The organism is Caulobacter sp. FV1ye13L (genome assembly GCF_058681155.1).
On sequence record NZ_CM178732.1, the window covers coordinates 321,106 to 338,723 of the forward strand.

Here is a 17,618-nt window from a genome sequence, read left to right on the forward strand (position 1 = left end):
CTGGGGTCCGAATTTTCGGGGATCCGGTTTCTAACCGTTGACAGCTTGTCGGTCTGGGCGGCTTACAACCGCAATGCTCTTCACCCAGTCTCCCGCCACGATTAACGACGAAGCATGGTTCGACGCTCGCGATCCGGACCAGTGCGCCAGTGCAGGGTTGCGGGTTCACGGCGGCGGCGGTCATCAGTCGAAGACCATGATGCTAGGCGAACTGACCGCGCTCTTGACCGTGGCTCAAGAACGCGGGCTTCAGGCCGCACTTGCGGTCGCTTTAGGTGAGAACCTGTTGGGCAAAGCTACAAGCTCGGCAGCCATCAGCGCGCTGACCAATCTAAACAAGCTTTACCAACTCAAGGCGCCGCCTGCCGTCACGCGCGCCATGATCCGGCTGTGGGAGATAGACGCAAGCTCACGCCCGCTACTGGCCCTCTTATGCGCCTTGGCCCGCGACCCCCTTCTGCGAGATACGGCGCAGGCCGTTTTGGGTAAGCCCCTTGGAGAGCAGATCGGGACGAAGGAAGTCGCTGATGCTTTGGCCGCGCGCCATCCAGACCGATTCAGTCCAGCCATGCTTCGCAGTTTGGCCCAGAACTGCGCGTCGAGCTGGACGCAAAGCGGTCATTTGTCTGGCAAGATGGTGAAGCGGCGAATGCAGGTGGAGGCTACGCCCGAGGCCGCCGCGTTCGCCGCCTATATCGCGCAAGCAGCGGGGTTCGGCGGCCCCGCAATTCTAGCCTCGCCGTGGATGGCCGTGCTGGACGCATCCCATGAGGAGCGACTAGGTTTGCTTCGCCGGGCGCAGGGGCGAGGCCTGGTTCGCGTGCGTCACGCCGGCGCCGTGTTCGAACTTCAGATTTCGCCCGAGCTGACGGCTGACTTTGCATAGTTTCGACTTTCTGCTGAAAGCCTTCCGGCGGCAGGTTCAATTGCCCTGGCGCACGGACGTGCCCCCCTCGGCGCGGGTCTGGATGCTCTGGTATGATCGCTCCCTAGAGCCTCGTGTCGCCGGCCAATGGCTGACGTTCGAGCAGGAGACTCGCAGGGCTGGCCATGGCTGGACCAGTCTTGATGCTGGTTCGCTGTTCGGCGAATGGCTCGCATCCCACGAACTTCGCGAGGCCGTGTTGCATCAGCCGGACGAACTTCATTCGCTGTTGCCCGAGTTCGAGGATCATGTAGTGGCCACGGTCACGACCGCTCTTGACGTAGCTGGCCCTGATGACCTCGTGGCCGTGCGGCGTTGTGGAGCTTTGTTCGGGTTGGCGAGTCTCTCAAAGGTGGTAAGCCGGGTTGAGCCCTCTATTAGAGGTCGTCTCCTGCTTTCCTTCGCGGGTCGCTACGAAGGCACAGGATATCGACTGCTCGACGCCCGGCCCGGCTGGAATTACCACGCCGTTCCGATTCCATCTGAGCCTGCTTGAGGCTCGATACCCACACGCTGAGGGGCGCGTTCGTGCTGAACAAAGACGTCTTCCACACCGATCCCGCGCAATACCGCCTGGCTAATGCTGGCGTGGCGAAACTTGTGGTGCCGAGCCCGCCGGACATGCAGCAGGTGCTGCGGGGCGAACTCTCGACCTTCGTCTGCGACGGGCACTACGCCGAAGGCCTCACCCGTATCCTAGAATCCTACCTCGGGGGCGTCGGCAAGGGCACCGCGCCGGCCGTCTGGGTTTCCGGCTTCTACGGATCGGGCAAGTCCCACCTGGCGGCGATGCTCGCTGCGCTGTGGACCAACGTCACTTTCGCCGACGGCGTCACGGCCGAGGGCTTGGTTCAAGAGCTGCCGCAGCCGGTTAAAGCCGCGCTGATGGAACTGAAAGCGGCCGGTAAGCGGAATGGCGGCCTCTTCGCCGCTGGCGGCTCTATGCCAGGAGGAGCCGGTGATCCGGCAGCCGCTGCGCTCGGGATACTGCTTAGAGCGGCCGGGCTCCCCGAGACGGTGCGTGAAGCCGAGATCGCGTTCTGGCTCGAAGATGAAGGAATTCTCGACGCGGTTCGCGCCACGCTGGGAGAGACTTTTGACGCCGACATCCGGCGTGCGATCCTGTCGTCGAAGTTTGCCAACGCGGTGCTTTCGGCCAAACCTAGCTTGGGCAAAGACGAAGCGGAACTCCGCGATCGTCTGAAACACAGCTTCCAGCCCACCAGCACGATCAGTCCCGATGATCTCGTGCGGTTGGCTCGCCGCACGCTGATGCTCGGCCGCAAGACTCTGCCGTTGACGCTTCTGGTGCTCGACGAGGTCCAGCAGTTCATCAACAACGACCCAAGCCAGACGCTCAAGGTTCAGACGGCCGTCGAAAGCCTGTCGAGCGCGTTCGACGGCAAGCTGCTCGTCGTTGCGACGGGCCAGCAAGCGCTCAACGACATCCCCGATCTGCAAAAACTTCTCGGCCGATTCCCGGTCACCGTCGCCCTGGGCGACAGCGACATCGACACCGTGGTGCGGAGAACCGTGCTTCGAAAGAAGCCTGAAGCGGAAAGCAGCATTCGCGACATGCTGAGCGCCCGAGCGGGAGAGATCAGTCGTCACCTCCACGGAAGCCGCTTTGCCCACACTGTGGATGATGACGCCTCAGCCGTCGCCGACTGGCCGTTGCTGCCGTCGCGCCGAAAGGTTTGGCACGCCATCCTCGCCGAACTCGACCAGCAGGGCTTGAAGGGCAACCTGCGCGGCCAGCTTCACAGCACGCTTGCGGCCGCCCAGCGGTATGCGGACCGCCCCCTCGGTCACGCCGCTGCGGCAGACTTTATATATGAGCGGGTCAGCGACGACGCGGTGAAGGGAAACCTGATCTCGCGGGAGACCAACGAACGCATCGAGAGGCTGCGGGCGGGATCGGACCGTGACCAGCTCAAGGCCCGCGTCTTGATGCTCATCTACATGCTGAACCGTATTGCCGGCGAGGCGGAGCGCCACGGCGTTCGAGCCAAGCCCGACGTTCTGGCCGACCTGATGATCGAGGACCTGGCTGGCGAACCGGCTCTGCGCGGAACGATCCCGAAGCTGCTGGAAGAGTTGGCCGAGGATGGAGCGGTGTTGGAGATCGAAGGCGGCGAATGGCGCCTTCAGACCAAGGCGAGCGCCGAGTGGGAAACCGCGTTCCGCGATGAGAAGCGGCGTGCGAGCAACGATCCAGCGGCCGTGTCGCGTGGACGCAACGAGGCCATCGAACGCGCTTTGAACACCGCGCTGGCCGGCGCGTCGTCGGTCAACCAAGGCCGCGCCATGGTCAAGCGCGACATCCACCGGCTGACCGCCGACCAACCCGCACCGGCCGAAGGCGTCGCTCTCAGAATCCACAATGGCTACTCGGAAGACCTTGGAGCCGCCGAGGCGGCGATCAAGTCCGCCCCCACGACCGATCCGACAATCCACCTGTTGATCCCTGAATCGCACACCGCCGAGCTGCGCCAGGCCTTGGAAACGCGCCAAGCCGCCGAGGCTGTGCTGTCCGCCAAGGGCGTTGGATCAACCGAGGATGCCGGTGAAGCGCGAGCGGCGATGGAAACCCGTCACCGCCAGGCCGCCCAGGCCATCAAGGATATCGCGGCGGCGGCCGTGGCCAAGGTGCGCGTGTTGCAAGCCGGTGGCACCGAGGTGACCGGCTTGGCGGCGGATGCGGTGAAAACCGCCGCGCTTCGGTCTGTAGCTCGACTTTACCACAAGTTCGAAGACGCCGATCACGCCAACTGGGGAGCGGCGTTCACGAAGGCGCAGCGCAAAGAGCCAGATGCGCTGAAGGCGGTTGATCATGCCGCAGAGCCCGAAAGCCACCCCGTCGCCAAGGCGCTCTTGGCCGAGGTGGGGCCAGGACGTTCGGGCAAAGACCTGCGTAACAAGTTTGGCTCCGCGCCCTTCGGTTGGTCACAGGACGCTATCGACGCCGCGCTGCTGGCGCTGAGCAATGCTGGGCGCGTTCGAGCGACCGGCGATGACCAGCGGCGAGTCGATCCGGCGGATCAGCCGCGCGCGAAGCTGGCGGCGACGACCTTCCGCGCCGAGACCGTGGTCGCAACGGTCGGGCAGAAGATGGCGGTGCGGAAACTGCTCGACGCTGCCCTTGTCCGCTACGAGACCAATAGCGAGATCAACGTATTGGCGGACCTACTGTCCGCGCTGGAAACGGCAGCACGGGGTTCCGGTGGTGACGCGCCGGCGCCTGCGGCCGAAGCCGTGCCGGATGGCGCGATCCTGCGCGCCTCGGCGGGCGTGGACCTGTTGGTTCGGCTCGCGGAAAGCGCGCCGGCCTTGATCGAACGCCTCACAGTCTGGCGTGCGGCCCAGTCCAAAATCGCACAACGCCAGCCCCGGTGGTTCCTCGCGGAACGGTTGGTGCGGCTGGGAGCTGCTGAGCAAGCGTCCGCCTTAGACGCCGTGCGGTCGAGCCGGTCTTTGCTGGCCGAGCCTGACCCCGTGGCGCCGATCATCCAATCAGCGGCGGATACCCTGCGCGCCAGATTGAACACCGCTTGGGAAGCTTGGGAGAAAGCCTGGTCAGCCGGAGATGCGCGGCTACATGACGACGCACTGTGGAACCGCCTATCGCCCGAGCAGAGACTCGACCTGCGGGCCAAGAGCGGCCTACGCCAACTGGACCGGCCAGAGGTGGGCACCCCGGAAGCGATCGCGGATTCTTTGGGACGGCGCGGCCTCGATGCTTGGGAAGACGTCACCAAGGCCCTGCCTGGGCGGATTGCCGATGCTTTGGCCGAGGCAGCGGCGGAGCTGGAACCCAAGTCCAAGAACGTCCGGCTGCCCGGCGGTTTGATCAAGAACACAACTGAGCTGGATCAGTGGCTGGCGGCGGCCCGCGAGCGTCTGGCCGCAGGTTTGGAAGACGGCAGCCCCGTCATTCCTAGGATTTAACAAGATGACCGACCGCTTTCTTCCGACCGGCCTGCGGCGCGACCTGGAGCGCGACATCAAGGTGGCTCGCAAGATCGCTGAGGAGGGTGTCGCCGACGCCATCCGGCGGCTGGGGGTCGGTGATGCTGAAGCGCCCGCTCACCTTAGCGTCGACGATAAGGCGGTTCGGCGACGGTTGCGCGCCCATGCGAGAGCCCTGGGCGACACCGTCAAAGACGGAGTCCACACTGTTGATCATCTGATCGAGGCGGGGGCCTATGCCCAGTGGCACAGGCGTCTTTTCGCGCGTTTTCTGGCGGAGCGCGGGCTACTGAGGCATCCAGAGCACGGAGTGCCGATCACGCTGGAAGATGCAGAGGAATTGGCGGCTGAGGAAGGCTTTGCTGATGGCTGGTCAGCGGCCGAGGCCTACGCCGCGCGCATGTTGCCGGCGGTTTTCTTGCCAGACGATCCGGTTCTGGCGCTTACTTTGGCTCCTGAGCACGCCCAAGCCCTCCGCAAGCTGGTGCTCGGACTCGAAGCTGAGACCTTCCAGGCCGAGGACTCCCTCGGCTGGACCTATCAGTTCTGGCGGGCCCTAGAGAAGGAACGGGTTAACAAGACGGGCGACAAGATTGGCGCGCGCGATTTGCCGGCCGTGACCCAGCTTTTCACCGAGCCTTACATGGTGAAATTTCTGCTGCACAACACGCTTGGTGCCTGGCGGGCCAGAAAGGTGTTGGCAGAGCTACCAGACCTTGCGGCCGACGCGCCAGATGAGGCAGCTTTGCGCGCGGCGGTGTCGCCACCGGGCTATGCGTTCGATATGCTGCGCTTCGTGCGAGAGACCGATGGCGGGGTTTGGCGGCCTGCCGCAGGGGCATTCTCCGACTGGCCAGAGGCCGCTTCTGGAATCCGCGCTCTCGACCCTTGTTGCGGCTCTGGCCACTTCCTGACAGAGATGCTTGCAATCCTAGCTGCGCTCAGGGCCGATGAAGAGGGCCTGTCTAGTGCTCGCGCCGTGGCGGCGGTGCTAAGCGATAACTTGTTCGGCCTTGAGTTGGATGGGCGTTGCGTCCAGATAGCCGCCTTCGCAGTGGCACTGACAGCTTGGCGCATAGGTGGATTCCAGCCGTTTGGGCCGGACCAAGTTCACATAGCCTGGGTCGGCACCCCTCCGCCGCTCGATCGAGCGGAGTTCGAGGCGCTAGGAAATGGCGATGAAGAGCTGAGCTATGCGCTCGCTCACCTCCACGACATGTTCCGCCAGGCTCCGGTGTTGGGTAGCCTCTTGGAGCCGATGGCTGGCGACCTGTTAGGGCCTAAAGTTATGGGCAAGCTGGACGCCTCGCTACCGGCCTTGGTGGAACGCACTCGCTCAGTCGAACCGGAGCGAATTGAGGGGGCGGTGGCTGCTCGAGGTATGGCCGATGCCCTAACACTGCTTGGCGGTCGCTACACGCTTATTGCTACTAATGTTCCATTTCTCGGCCAAAGAAAACAAGGCGAGCAACTTGCAAACTATGGTGCGATCATGCATCCAGAGAGCAAAAACGATCTCGCGGTCATGATGTTAGAAAGACTTTCTAATGCACTAGATCTCGGAGGCACTATAGCAGCAGTGTCTCCGCAGAATTGGCTGGGCAGAACATCTTATCGTAATTTTAGAGCGAAACTAATCGATTCGTTTCGACTTGATGGCATCATCATTATCGGCGAAGGCGGATTTACCAGCTCAGCCGCTGCTGGTGCATTTTCGGCCCTAACCATGTGGACTCGCGGAAAACCTAGCAAATCTCGTTATCTGTTTTTGGACGCCGAGAATATTAAAGATGTAGAGAAAAAGACTATTCATTTGATTCAGGGCTCGATTGCTCTGGAAAATCAGGAAGATATCAAGCTTGTTCCTGATTTTCGGATTGGGAGTCGATCAAAATCCGAGAGCAGTCAAAAAAGACTCGAAGAATATTGTTCAACATTCCAGGGCGTTAAGTCGGGCGACGACGACCGCTTTTTGAGGATGGTATGGGAGGCATCAGGCCCTCAGTGGGTATTCTTGCAGTCTACAGTCTTGGAAACTCAGAATTATGGCGGCGCGTCGAAGATATTATTCTGGGGCGCTGATGGATCTCACTTAATTCGGCGGAGGGAGAAAGGTCAGGCTGCAGCTAAGAGGCACCCGGGAATTGCCGTCAGTCAGATGCGGAAGCTACCTGCTAGTTTTCTCGTGAGTCATGTTTTTGACAGCAATGTTAGCCCAGTCTTCGTTCACGACGAGAAGCACTTTCGCGCTGTGGCAGCTTTTCTACAGTCGAAAGTTTACAATGAAGAAGTTCGCCAGCTTGAGCGAGGCATGCGGGCCAACAACGGCGTCTTGCTCAAGGTGCCATTTGATCTAGAACGTTGGTCAAAGATTGGAGAAGAGCTATTCCCCGCCGGTGTGCCTGCTCCCTATTCGGATGACCCCACCCAGTGGTTGTTCCATGGTCACCCCGCGCAGGCTGAATCTGGAACGCAGCTTCATGTCGCCTTGGCGCGGCTCTCTGGCCACCGCTGGCCGGCGGAGAGCAATCCCGAAATGCAATTGTCGACTGAGGCAAAGGCCTGGGTCAACAAGGCCGCAAATCTTCCAACGGCCGATGCCGACGGCATGTTACCTCTGCTCGCAGTGGCGGGTGACCGCCCTCTGGTGGAACGCCTGCGTGACTACCTGAACGTCGCCATGCCGGGTTGGAATGAAACGGCTCTGGTGCAAGAGACCGACGAACTCATCGACAAAAGAGCTGGCAAAGACCTATCGCTGGAGGCCTGGCTGCGCGACCGCGCCTTCCGACAGCATACCGCTCTGTTTAACGGGCGCCCCTTCCTCTGGCAGGTGTGGGACGGCCAGAAGGACGGCTTCTCGGCATTCCTGCACTATCATCGTCTCGATCGAGCCACTTTGCAGAAGCTGACCTACACCCTGCTAGGCGCTTGGATCACTCGGCGGCAGGCCGAGAACGACGACCGGCGGGTGGAGGCCGCCACCATCCTGAAGAAGAAACTGGAAGCGATCCTGGAAGGTGAAGCGCCCTACGACATCTTCGTGCGCTGGAAGCCGCTGGCAGAGCAGCCACTCGGCTGGAGCCCCGACCTCGACGATGGTGTGCGGCTGAATATCCGGCCGTGGATAGAGGCGGGTGTTTTGCGCGAAGCCGCGCCCAAGGGCATCAAGTGGGGCGTTGATCGGGGCAAGGACATCGCCTCGGCGCCCTGGTTCTCGCTGGACAATGGCGAGCGTAACAACGACCGCCACACCACCTTGGCCGAAAAACAAGCCGCCCGCGACGCCGTCGCAGCGAAAGTCGCCAAGGCGTGACGCCGTTCGACGCTCTAGTTGATGCTCTGCGAGATGCTGCTCGATACGATCCGGCGGTTCAAGCGCGCCCCGAAGCGATCCTCTGGTGCGATCTCGACGCCAGCTTCGCCTCGCTTGTCCCAACACTCCGGGCACGCTTGCCGCAGTTTCACGTGCTCGGCGACTACGATCCGACGACACGAACCGGTCCGGCCTTCGCCTTTCGCCTGGCGACAGCACAAGCCGAGACGGCGGGGGATGAGCCGCCGATCCTTTGGATGCCTGGCGTCGGTCGCGAGATGCTCCGCGACGCTGAAGCCTGTCCCGAGCACCTCACGTCGCTGGCCTGGCTGGTAGTTTCCGGAAACCTCTTCGGCCACGTTAATGGCAAGGACTGGAGCCTGCGCGCCTTCCTGACGGCCGAACGCGGACCCTTGCGCCTTGACGTCGCGGATGGGTCCGACGTCAGGGAAGCGCTCAGCCTCGCGGCGCCACACCTGTTCACCCGGGCTGTCGAGTCCCTGCGTGGCGTTCGTTTTGACGCCGAGCGTCTGCACGCGCTCAGCGCTCCGAACCTTGAAACCGACATGCTGGAGTGGATGGAGGGGCGCCTGGTCGCCGACGCCGATCCGGCGCGGTTCAAGGCCTTCGCGCTTCGTGCGGTCAAGGAGCTGGGCTTCGATCCGATCAAGAGGTCGCGTGAAGAGGCGGCGCGTCTGCTTGCGAGTCGAGAAGGTGGTTGGTCGAGCGTATGGGGCCGGTTCGAAGCTGGGGCGGGCGAAGGCTATGGCGCCGTCGTTCAGGCGCTTCAGGTGACTGAGCCACCTGGCGGCCTCTTCGATTACGATGCCAATTTCCCGGCCGTGAACCAACGCGCCGAACTTCGGCTTAGATCCGATCTGCTGCGCCTCGCCGATCTCGATCCTGCGTCGGCCGCTATTCGATTGGGCGAGCTGGAGACGGAACACAGCGGTCGCCGCGCGACGGTCTGGGCAAAGCGCGGCGAGGCGGCCCTTGCCTTTGCGATGGAGCCGCTGGCGGCCGTGGCCAAAGCGCCGCCGTGGCCTGCTCTGGATGCCGCTGCTCTAGCCCAGCACTATGCTGATCACGGCGCCGCTATCGACGGCGCCGCCGTGCTGGCCATGGCGTCTGCGCCCGCCGAAGCGGATCGCGCCGCCGTCACCGCCGCCTTGCGCGCGGTCTATCTGCCATGGGTCGATCAGGGCGCGCATACGCTGCAAGCCATCGCCGCCACGGGCGCCATCCCCTTTGGTGAAATTGAAGCGCCATCCGACACCGTGGACACCGTGGTGTTCGTCGATGGCCTTCGCTTCGATCTGGCCCGCCGTCTGCTCGACAGCCTGACCGGGCACGGCGCCAAGGCGACCTTGGACTGGCGATGGAGCGGATTTCCCACTTCGACAGCATCCTGCAAACCCTTGGTCAGCCCGGTCGCCAATCTGCTGACCGGTGTTGGTGGCGAGGGCGACATTCTTCCTCGCACCGCCGAGGGACGAATTGCTGACCACGTAACCTTGCGGCGGCTGATGAGCGAGAGCGGCTATGTCTTCGACGAGGCCGACGCCGGGAAGGTCTGGATCGAGACCGGCACCTTCGACGAAGACGGCCACAAGCTGGGCGCCCGCCTCGCCGGCCAGGTCGCTCAAGGGATCGATGATGCGGCCCAGTGCATTCTGCGGCTGGCGCGCGCTGGCCGTCGCATTCGCGTTGTGACGGACCACGGCTGGCTTCTCGTGCCGGGTGGATTGCCCAAGGCTAACCTCGGTGCGGGTCTCACAGAACCCGACGAAAAGCGCACCCGCTACGCGCGTCTGAAATCCGGAGCGACAACAGCTCACGCACAGGCGCCGTGGAGCTGGAACCGCGATGTGCGCCTGGCCATGGCGCCCGGCGCGTCGTCGTTCTACGCCGCCTACGAATATGCCCATGGCGGCGTGAGCCCCCAGGAATGCGTCGTCCCCGTGATCCACGTCGAGCCCATGGCGGCCCAACCCACTGTGAACATTGCGCAAACTGTTTGGACGGGCCTACGGTTACGAGTCCAAACGGCCGGCGCGGCAGACCTGCGAGTTGACCTCCGGAGCGATGACGCTGACCCGACGTCCAGCCTGTTGCCGGCACCTCGCAGTCTCGACGAAAAGGGGCACGGATCGATGATTGTCTCTGACGAGCACGAAGGGCGGACGGCCACGATCGTTGTGCTAGACGATGACGGCCGCATCCTGGCGCGCAGGGTTGTGACGGTGGGGAACTGACGGCTTGGAACTGGACGCACTTGATCGCAAGGCTGAGGAGGCCTTTTCAGGCCATCTCGTTCGCAAGGACTTGGTGCGGCGGTTCCGAGGGCAGTTCCCGGTGCCGACGTATGTCGTAGAGTTCATGCTCGGTCGGTATTGCGCATCGACCGATCCGGTTGAGATCGAAGAGGGCCTTGCCCTGGTCCAATCTCAACTCGGCGACCGGACCGTCCGGGCCGGCGAGGAGGAGCTGTTCAAGGCGCGCGCGCGTGACAAGGGCTCGGTCAAGCTGATCGAACTTGTGACCGCTCGTCTAGATTCGAAGTCCGACAGCTATCTCGTCACCCTCCCCAGCCTTCGCCTGACCGACGCTCGGATCGGCGACGAGCTGGTGCGCAGGCATGAGCGGATGCTAACCGGAGGCTTCTATGCCGAAATTGAACTCGGCTACGACGCCTCCATCGCTCAGGAAAAGAGCGGGCGGCCTTTCGAAGTGCTGACGATCCGGGAGATTCAACTCTCCAACCTGAGCGTCCTCGACGATATCGTCGCCGGCCGGGCGAAGCTGGACGTCGAGGGCTGGAAGGCGCTGCTGTTGCGTAGCATCGGGCTGGAGCCAGAGGCCCTGACGCCTCGCGCCCGCGACATGATGTTGCTGCGCATGGTTCCGTTCGTCGAGCGCAACTACAATATGGTCGAGCTGGGCCCGCGCGGCACCGGCAAGAGCCACCTCTTCCAGCAGGTGTCTCCCTACGCCCATCTAATTTCCGGCGGCAAGGCCACGGTGGCCCGGATGTTCGTCAACATGGCGAACGGTCAGCGGGGGCTGGTTTGCCAATACGATGTCGTGTGCTTCGACGAGGTGTCCGGCGTGTCCTTCGACCAGAAGGACGGCGTCAACATCATGAAGGGCTACATGGAGTCTGGCGAATTCTCGCGAGGCCGCGAAAGCATCCGGGCTGATGGCGGTATCGTCCTGGTCGGCAACTTCGACGTCGATGTGCAGCACCAGCAACGGGTGGGCCACCTGTTTGGTCCGTTGCCGCCGGAGATGCGCGACGACACTGCCTTCATGGACCGCATCCACGCCTATCTCCCCGGCTGGGACTTGCCCAAGGTCAATCGCGACATATTCACGGAACATTTCGGTCTGGTCAGCGACGTCCTGGCCGAGTTCTTCACCCGGTTACGGTCTCAGAGCCGGGTCAGCGCGATGCAGGATCGTGTCCGGTTCGGCGGCGCTCTTTCCGGGCGCGACCAGAACGCGGTGAACAAGACGGTGTCGGGGCTTCTAAAGCTGATTTACCCAGACCCGGCGACCGTGCCGACCGACGAGGTTCTTGAATGGGCTGTTCGCCTCGGGCTGGAAGTCCGGCGCCGGGTTAAGGAGCAGCAGAAGCGGATTGGCTCGGCCGAGTTCCGGAACACGCAGTTTAGCTACGCACTTGGCATCGACGGCGTTGAGACCTTTGTCGCGACGCAAGAGATGGGCGGTGACGACGGCATAGGCGCTGACCCGCTTCCGCCCGGCCAGGTCTGGACCCTGGGTCTAGGCGGTTCAGATGAAGCTTCGGGGCTCTACCGCATCGAGGTGACCGAACAGAGCGGTTCGGGCGTCCGCATTCTAAACCAGCCGCCACCGCCAGCATTCCGCGAAGCCGTGAACGTAGCCATGCAGAATCTGTCCGCTCGCTCCCGTGAGCTGGTCGGTGAGAGAAGCCCCCGCGACCATGAGTTCACGGTTCAACTTCGCGCGCTCGATGGCGCCCGATCCGGCGCGCAGACTGGGGTGGCTCTGCTGGTTGCACTCTCGTCGGCGCTGCTTGGCAGGTCCGTGCGCGGCGGCATCATCATAGCCGGCCACCTCACGCTGGGCGGCTCGCTTGAGCCAATCCACAATCCTGTCGATCTGATCGAGCGGGCGTTCGAGCGTGGAGCGGAAGCGATCTTACTCCCCGTTTCTTGCCGTAGATCATTGGCCGACTTGTCCGATGACCTGGCCACCAGGGTCCAGGTTCTGTTCTACGCCGATGTTCAAGATGCGCTGCGAAAGGCACTAGCAATCTAAGGCCGAGCCTTTCTTCCGGGAAAGGCGTCATTAGAGTTGCCAAGGCTGCCCGGAACGTCGCCCACCTTGCTCGCCTGCCTAATTGGGGGGCGGCGCAAAGGGGGCACTGATGACGGGGTCATCGCATTGGCAGGCCAAAGCTCTCCAATGCGATGAGCGTCAGTCTACGACATCATAACAGTCAGATCGCGATCGCGAGGTAGCCACTTGATCAGGGTGATGTAGGTGCCAACCCGCCCGACGGTGTGTGCTCCGGGAGCAAGGATCCTCTTCAAGCCCGCGCCGGTATTGACCTCAAGCTCGGTCCAAATGTGGTCGCTATCGAGTTCCTTCATGAATGAACGATCGGAAGGTTTGTCCAAGTTGAAGAGGCGGCTACCAGTTTCCGGGTGGGTGATTGGCTGAAACTTTTTCGCCCATGCTTTTTCGGTCATTTTCTTGAGCGTTATGGGACGTCGGTAGATATCATCATGGACGTAGCCATCATCACCGAAGAGGGGAAACCCCTTTGACGCGGTGTCGGCCGCCGACATTGGTGTGGAGGTAGTAGCGAGCGTCCCCAGGCACGCGCTGGGCGCGGAACGCGAGGCGAGATCTTCGGTAAAGGTCTTCAAAATGCACCTGTCTGTTGCCCCGCTAAAATGAGCGGGAGGTTGGGAAATCGTTGGTTTTAAAATCGGCTTTGCGGCCGTGGGGCGGGCCTGCCCGTCTCTCGACCTGACCCCAGAATACCGCACCTGCGTCCCGAGAATCATTATTCGCGTGGGGGGTGCGACCAAGTTTTTCAGCGGCGGTTGGTGGGGCTACCGGGGAGCTAAATAGTTCGACCGGTCCGCATTGGGCTGATCGGCTTTCCGACCCCGAGGACGTTCGTGTTCGATTTCTACCCAGAGTTCCTGCGTCGCAGATTGACTGCCAGCCAGCGCCACTTCTCCACCTACTGGTGCTCTCGGGCACCCAACTACCTCGCCCTTGGTGGCGGCCTTTCAACCGACGCCAAGCTATCCGTCTTTCGGAAGCTGATAGCCCACCGTCGATGGCTGCTGGCCGCCCAAGTTGGCTGGCTGGTGCTGTTTGGCGAGCCGAGAGCGCGAGCATGAACAAGCCGTCCTCGCCGGGCACGTTTGCCGCCCCCTACCGCATCGAGATCGCCGTCAACTTTGACGACCGTGATGACGACTATCGTCGGATTGTCGCCGAACAATGGTGCTGCCATCGCACACGGGGACGTTGGTTCCGCCGCGTGTTGACCGAGCGCGGCATCGTGGTGTTCGAGTTCGAGGACGAGGTCGAGGCGACGCTGTTCAGGGTGTTCCACTGACCCGTGCACGACCGTGCGACGGCCAGGTTCGCCACCACATTTGCGCGCCCGACACTGGGGTGATGATCGAACGGGGGTGTGGGTGGGAGTGCGATTTCCCCTTCACATGTCTCTCCCCTTTATAGACTCCATAAGGAAGTAGACATCCGTAGGGGTTTTCCCGTGACGGCGGGCGCGCAGCCAGGCGCGCAACCGTTCCTGCAAATCTCCCCCGAATGTCTCGTCGTTGGCACCGAGAAAGCCGTGACGTCACCAGCGTGATGATCGGTGGGCGCGAGGCGCGCGTGACAGAACCAGATGCTTTCCAACACGCGATTCAGGGCACCCCGGATCGAGGCCACGCAACGAGTTCTGTCCGGACTTTACAGGCAGGGTTTTGTCACGCGGCCGGAAGCGACTAGGCGTCGAGTTCCAAGACGCCTGATGTCCACGCCATGCCATGGGACTTCCCCCGCTGGTCCCAAGGCACGCCCTTGGCCGCCAACGTGCTCTGGATGGTGAAAGAGCAGCGGACTCGCCCGGCTTCCTCTTCCTCCCCTTCGATGGGACGCACATCAATGATCGTGCCGCCGAAGTAGGAGGGTTGAGACTTCACACCGTGTAGCAGCACCTGACCACCCTGGAGGGCCTCGATCTCGGAAGGCGATAGAAGCCAAGCTTCGCTCAGGAAGATGGCCTCCTTCTTATCCACGACGTGTAGGCCGTCGCCTTGCTTGCAGATCAGGTGGATCTTCGAGGGCATCGGTTAGCGTCCCATGGTGCGTGGATCTATCGGTCAGTAGTAGCCGTGGACAGCAGCGGTGACGATCAACACCATCATGGTGATGAACAGCCCCACGCAGGCCCAACCGAGCCATGTCAGCGAGTTGCGCACTCCACCGCGTCGTTGCTTCAGCATCACCAGCCCCCTTCACCCGTGGCCACCGTAGCCGGCCGCCACCTGGTCGCCAACAGGGCGGCCTTACCCATACGACCGATCCTGACGGAGCTTGGCCGCAGATGTTCGACCTTGGTAGGATTAGGTCGTTGGGGGACGCCATGGCCAAGAACGACGACTATGAATGGGTTGAGGTCGAGAGCTTCATCCCGGGCAAGACTGGTGCTGCCCACATCCGGCCCGTGCCTGGCCAACGACACGCAACCACACTGCGCGTCGAATGCTCCAAGGCCCTGAGCCGCAACTACCCGGTCGGCACCCGCTTCCGCATCAGAGCGAAGCTGACCGACATGCAGGGCACACCGTTCCTCTACTCGTCCTGGCAGTGGGCCTACGAGGTCGTGTCGGCGGCTTAGCCCAGCGCGGTCTGCTTGACCCGCCGCCGATCCATGAGAGTCTTCGCGTCCAGCACCACCAACCCGGAGGCCAGACCTGAAGCGCGCCGCTCTCTATGTCCGGGTCAGCACGGACCAGCAGACCGTTGAGAACCAACTGGTCGTCCTGCGCGAGGTCGCCGCGCGATCCGGCTGGACCATCGTCCAGACCTTCGCCGACGAGGGCATCTCGGGCGCCAAAGGCAGGGATCGGCGGCCGGGCTTCGACAGCCTCCTGAAGGCCGTGGCACGGCGAGAGGTGGACATTGTGGCGGCGTGGTCAGTTGATCGTCTTGGGCGCTCCCTGAGCGATCTGGTGGCCTTCCTGAGTGATGTGCGTGGCCAGGGCTGCGACCTCTATCTGCATCAGCAGGCCATCGACACGAGCACGCCGTCCGGACGCATGCTCTTCCAGATGTTGGGCGTGTTCGCCGAGTTCGAGCGGGCGATCATCACGAGCAGAATCGTCGCCGGGCAGGTCCGTGCAAAAGCCAAAGGCGTGAAGTTTGGCCGTCCGCCGGTGGCACCGATCCGTATCGACAAGGTCCGCAAAGCCCTCGCCGAGGGCCAGTCGATCCGGGCGGTCGCCAAATCTACCGGCGTGTCCACGGCCACGGTCATGCGGACGAAACGGTCCATGCAGACGGTCGAGGAGGACCGTGGTGAGACCGTCGCGACGGCGTGATCCAAATTTAACGGCCGTTAAATCGGCGCTGTGACCATGGCGCCGACCCCAACATCGTTGACCTCGACCCAGACAGATCGGCAGCCTGGCGGCCAATCCCGCACCTGAGTCTAAGAGGTCCAAACATGGCCGACGACGCCATCATCAACGCTGCCGCAGAGACGGTGGAGGACGGTCAAACGGAACCGTTGGGCGACCGTGAAAACACCCACCTTATCGGCCCTGTCGCGTCCACCACTTCCCTTCAAGCCCATGAACGGCCTGCGAAATCTGGAAAGTCCAGAGCGCACAAGGGCTTCTGCGACACCACCATGCTGCACACGGTCACTTCCAGACCGTCAGAAGATGGTGGCAGTTCAGGCTCTTCACGCCGATCTGGCCGCGACACCAGCCTTGATCCAGAACCGTCTTCACGGTCGCCTTCACCGTCTTCACGGTCACGCCGTCGTCAGCGGCGAAACCCTCCCGGCCTGATCGTCCGTGGCACGATCTACCACGTCAGAATCAGAGTCCCCCGGAGCCTCGAAGCTCAGGTCGGGCGATAGGGCGCCGGATGGCGGCCTATTGGACGGCCGCAGATGACCAAGGTCCAAACCCGGAAACTCGACCTTCTCGACAGCCTGTAGAAGCGTGGACAGACGGTAGCCCCGGCCGTAAGCGGCGGCGATCTCAACATCCCCCTTCCCTCCGGCCGACGCCCAGCCGCCGAGGGCCAGCGCGACCTCATGGGGTATGCCCGCCTCGCGCAGGGCGTCGCGATAGCAGTGCCGAAAGCTATGAAAGCAGGTTCGCGGACGCGCGGCGCCTGCCTTCTCTGTGAAGCGGCTGAACCATCGGCTGAACTTGTCCGAGTAGTAGCCCGTGCTCGACGCGGGCAGATCGGAAAACAGCTTCCGGCGGCCAGCCCGCCGCTGCTTGGCAACGAAATCCATCAGCCCCAGATCATGCAGCGCGGGATGGATGGGGATGTATCGTTCGCTGCTGGCCGTTTTCAGCCGCTTGTCGGAGGCTTCGGTGGAAGGCCCCAGACCCACGAAGATGCAATCGACACCCTCGACGATCTGGATGTCGGCCACATCAAGCTGGCAGATTTCGTTCAGCCGCATCCCTGTGTAGAGGGCGATCAGCGGAATCCAGAAACGACCACGCCGGGGACGGCTCGGTCCCGGCGTGGCGTAGCCCGCGCCGTCGTCCATGCAGCCGCGATAGAGCGGGGCGTCGAAGATCAGCCGGAGTTGCTCGGTGGCGAAGGGCAGACGTTTGTCACGGCGCCGAATTGGGTCGATCACGCCAAGCCCCTTGGCGACGTTGCGCTCGATCCAGCCCTCCTGCACGGCGAACGTCAGCAAGGTCCGCAGCTTGGCCATGTAGCCGTTGATCGAACCCGCGCTGAGAACTGTGGTCAGGCCGGTTTCCTTCGCCATGCGCGAAGCCTCGACCATGGTCATCTTTGGGAACCGCTTCGTCGGATTGGACGGCAAGGTTCGCAACACGTCGAGCAGTTCACGGCACTTGGCCCGGTCGATGTCATCGAGCGCGATGTCCGCGCCCCAGACGCCCGAGACCACGGTGAACAGACCCTCGTAGATCGAGGCGGTCTTCTGTGTCCGGTCACGCGACGGGTCTGAGAGAAATAGGTCGAACACCTCCCTGAACGTCTTCCCCGGTGCCGCTGGCTCGACCTTGGGAATAGCCACAGGCGACACGGGGGCGGCGATGGCGACCGCGACGGACTCATGCACGGCGAACGGCCCGACGCTCCAGTCTCCCGCCATAAGCCAACGCT

Annotated in this window: 13 protein-coding genes; 9 read left to right on the forward strand and 4 right to left on the reverse strand. The window is 62.8% G+C overall.

Translation table 11 applies throughout. From position 1 onward, the window contains the following. Window positions 1–73 precede the first annotated feature (73 nt). The 6 genes from ACW176_RS01465 to brxL are packed head-to-tail and all read left to right on the forward strand — an operon-like array spanning window position 74 to window position 12,515. The gene (locus tag ACW176_RS01465) at window positions 74–886 is read left to right on the forward strand and encodes a hypothetical protein (protein WP_492110618.1); all 813 of its coding nucleotides are present in this window, start codon (window positions 74–76) and stop codon (window positions 884–886) included. Beyond that, a complete protein-coding gene (locus tag ACW176_RS01470) occupies window positions 879–1,421 on the forward strand; it encodes a hypothetical protein (RefSeq protein ID WP_492110619.1) in 543 nt (180 codons plus the stop codon). Before ACW176_RS01465 ends, ACW176_RS01470 begins: the two co-directional genes overlap by 8 nt. 32 nt (window positions 1,422–1,453) lie before the next feature. Then, window positions 1,454–4,873, forward strand: coding sequence for a BREX system P-loop protein BrxC (brxC, locus tag ACW176_RS01475; protein ID WP_492110620.1), 3,420 nt, complete (start codon window positions 1,454–1,456; stop codon window positions 4,871–4,873). Window positions 4,874–4,877: 4 nt separating this feature from the next. Further along, window positions 4,878–8,210: an N-6 DNA methylase gene (locus ACW176_RS01480; protein ID WP_492110621.1), complete on the forward strand. Its 3,333-nt coding sequence runs from the start codon at window positions 4,878–4,880 to the stop codon at window positions 8,208–8,210. Beyond that, on the forward strand, window positions 8,207–10,465 hold the full coding sequence (gene pglZ, locus ACW176_RS01485) for a BREX-1 system phosphatase PglZ type B (RefSeq protein ID WP_492110622.1): 2,259 nt from the start codon (window positions 8,207–8,209) through the stop codon (window positions 10,463–10,465). The genes ACW176_RS01480 and pglZ overlap by 4 nt, the downstream gene beginning before the upstream one ends. Before the next feature lie 4 nt (window positions 10,466–10,469). Further along, window positions 10,470–12,515: a BREX system Lon protease-like protein BrxL gene (brxL, locus tag ACW176_RS01490; RefSeq protein ID WP_492110623.1), complete on the forward strand. Its 2,046-nt coding sequence runs from the start codon at window positions 10,470–10,472 to the stop codon at window positions 12,513–12,515. Between the two features lie 164 nt (window positions 12,516–12,679). Here brxL and ACW176_RS01495 read toward each other — a convergent pair whose 3' ends face one another. Then, window positions 12,680–13,129: a hypothetical protein gene (locus ACW176_RS01495; protein ID WP_492110624.1), complete on the reverse strand. Its 450-nt coding sequence runs from the start codon at window positions 13,127–13,129 to the stop codon at window positions 12,680–12,682. A 482-nt stretch (window positions 13,130–13,611) separates the two neighbouring features. Between ACW176_RS01495 and ACW176_RS01500 the strand changes: the two genes are divergently transcribed. Continuing rightward, window positions 13,612–13,836, forward strand: a complete 225-nt coding sequence (locus ACW176_RS01500) for a hypothetical protein (protein WP_492110614.1) — start codon at window positions 13,612–13,614, stop codon at window positions 13,834–13,836. Between the two features lie 397 nt (window positions 13,837–14,233). On the opposite strand, the gene ACW176_RS01505 is transcribed toward ACW176_RS01500, so the two are convergent. Both ACW176_RS01505 and ACW176_RS01510 read right to left on the reverse strand, forming a co-directional pair. Then, window positions 14,234–14,578: a hypothetical protein gene (locus tag ACW176_RS01505; RefSeq protein ID WP_492110613.1), complete on the reverse strand. Its 345-nt coding sequence runs from the start codon at window positions 14,576–14,578 to the stop codon at window positions 14,234–14,236. Window positions 14,579–14,611: 33 nt separating this feature from the next. Continuing rightward, window positions 14,612–14,734 carry a hypothetical protein gene (locus tag ACW176_RS01510; protein WP_492110612.1) on the reverse strand — a complete coding sequence of 41 codons (123 nt, stop codon included), beginning with the start codon at window positions 14,732–14,734 and terminating at the stop codon, window positions 14,612–14,614. A gap of 140 nt (window positions 14,735–14,874) precedes the next feature. Here ACW176_RS01510 and ACW176_RS01515 point away from each other — a divergent pair, with 140 nt between their 5' ends. Beyond that, complete coding sequence (locus ACW176_RS01515; RefSeq protein ID WP_492110611.1) at window positions 14,875–15,129, forward strand: hypothetical protein; 255 nt, start codon at window positions 14,875–14,877, stop codon at window positions 15,127–15,129. A gap of 76 nt (window positions 15,130–15,205) precedes the next feature. Beyond that, on the forward strand, window positions 15,206–15,832 hold the full coding sequence (locus ACW176_RS01520; RefSeq protein WP_492111860.1) for a recombinase family protein: 627 nt from the start codon (window positions 15,206–15,208) through the stop codon (window positions 15,830–15,832). Between the two features lie 437 nt (window positions 15,833–16,269). Here ACW176_RS01520 and ACW176_RS01525 read toward each other — a convergent pair whose 3' ends face one another. After that, window positions 16,270–17,607 (reverse strand): site-specific integrase, encoded by a 1,338-nt coding sequence (locus tag ACW176_RS01525; protein ID WP_492111861.1) that lies wholly within the window; start codon window positions 17,605–17,607, stop codon window positions 16,270–16,272. Window positions 17,608–17,618: the final 11 nt, after the last annotated feature.

What these genes read in the sequence shown, in the direction of transcription:
- ACW176_RS01465 (WP_492110618.1), top strand. Translation starts at nt 74, where the DNA reads ATGCTCTTCACCCAGTCTCCCGCCACGATTAACGACGAAGCATGGTTC.
- ACW176_RS01480 (WP_492110621.1), top strand. Translation starts at nt 4,878, where the DNA reads ATGACCGACCGCTTTCTTCCGACCGGCCTGCGGCGCGACCTGGAGCGC.
- ACW176_RS01500 (WP_492110614.1), top strand. Translation starts at nt 13,612, where the DNA reads ATGAACAAGCCGTCCTCGCCGGGCACGTTTGCCGCCCCCTACCGCATC.
- ACW176_RS01505 (WP_492110613.1), bottom strand. Translation starts at nt 14,578, where the DNA reads ATGCCCTCGAAGATCCACCTGATCTGCAAGCAAGGCGACGGCCTACAC.
- ACW176_RS01510 (WP_492110612.1), bottom strand. Translation starts at nt 14,734, where the DNA reads ATGCTGAAGCAACGACGCGGTGGAGTGCGCAACTCGCTGACATGGCTC.
- ACW176_RS01515 (WP_492110611.1), top strand. Translation starts at nt 14,875, where the DNA reads ATGGCCAAGAACGACGACTATGAATGGGTTGAGGTCGAGAGCTTCATC.
- ACW176_RS01525 (WP_492111861.1), bottom strand. Translation starts at nt 17,607, where the DNA reads ATGGCGGGAGACTGGAGCGTCGGGCCGTTCGCCGTGCATGAGTCCGTC.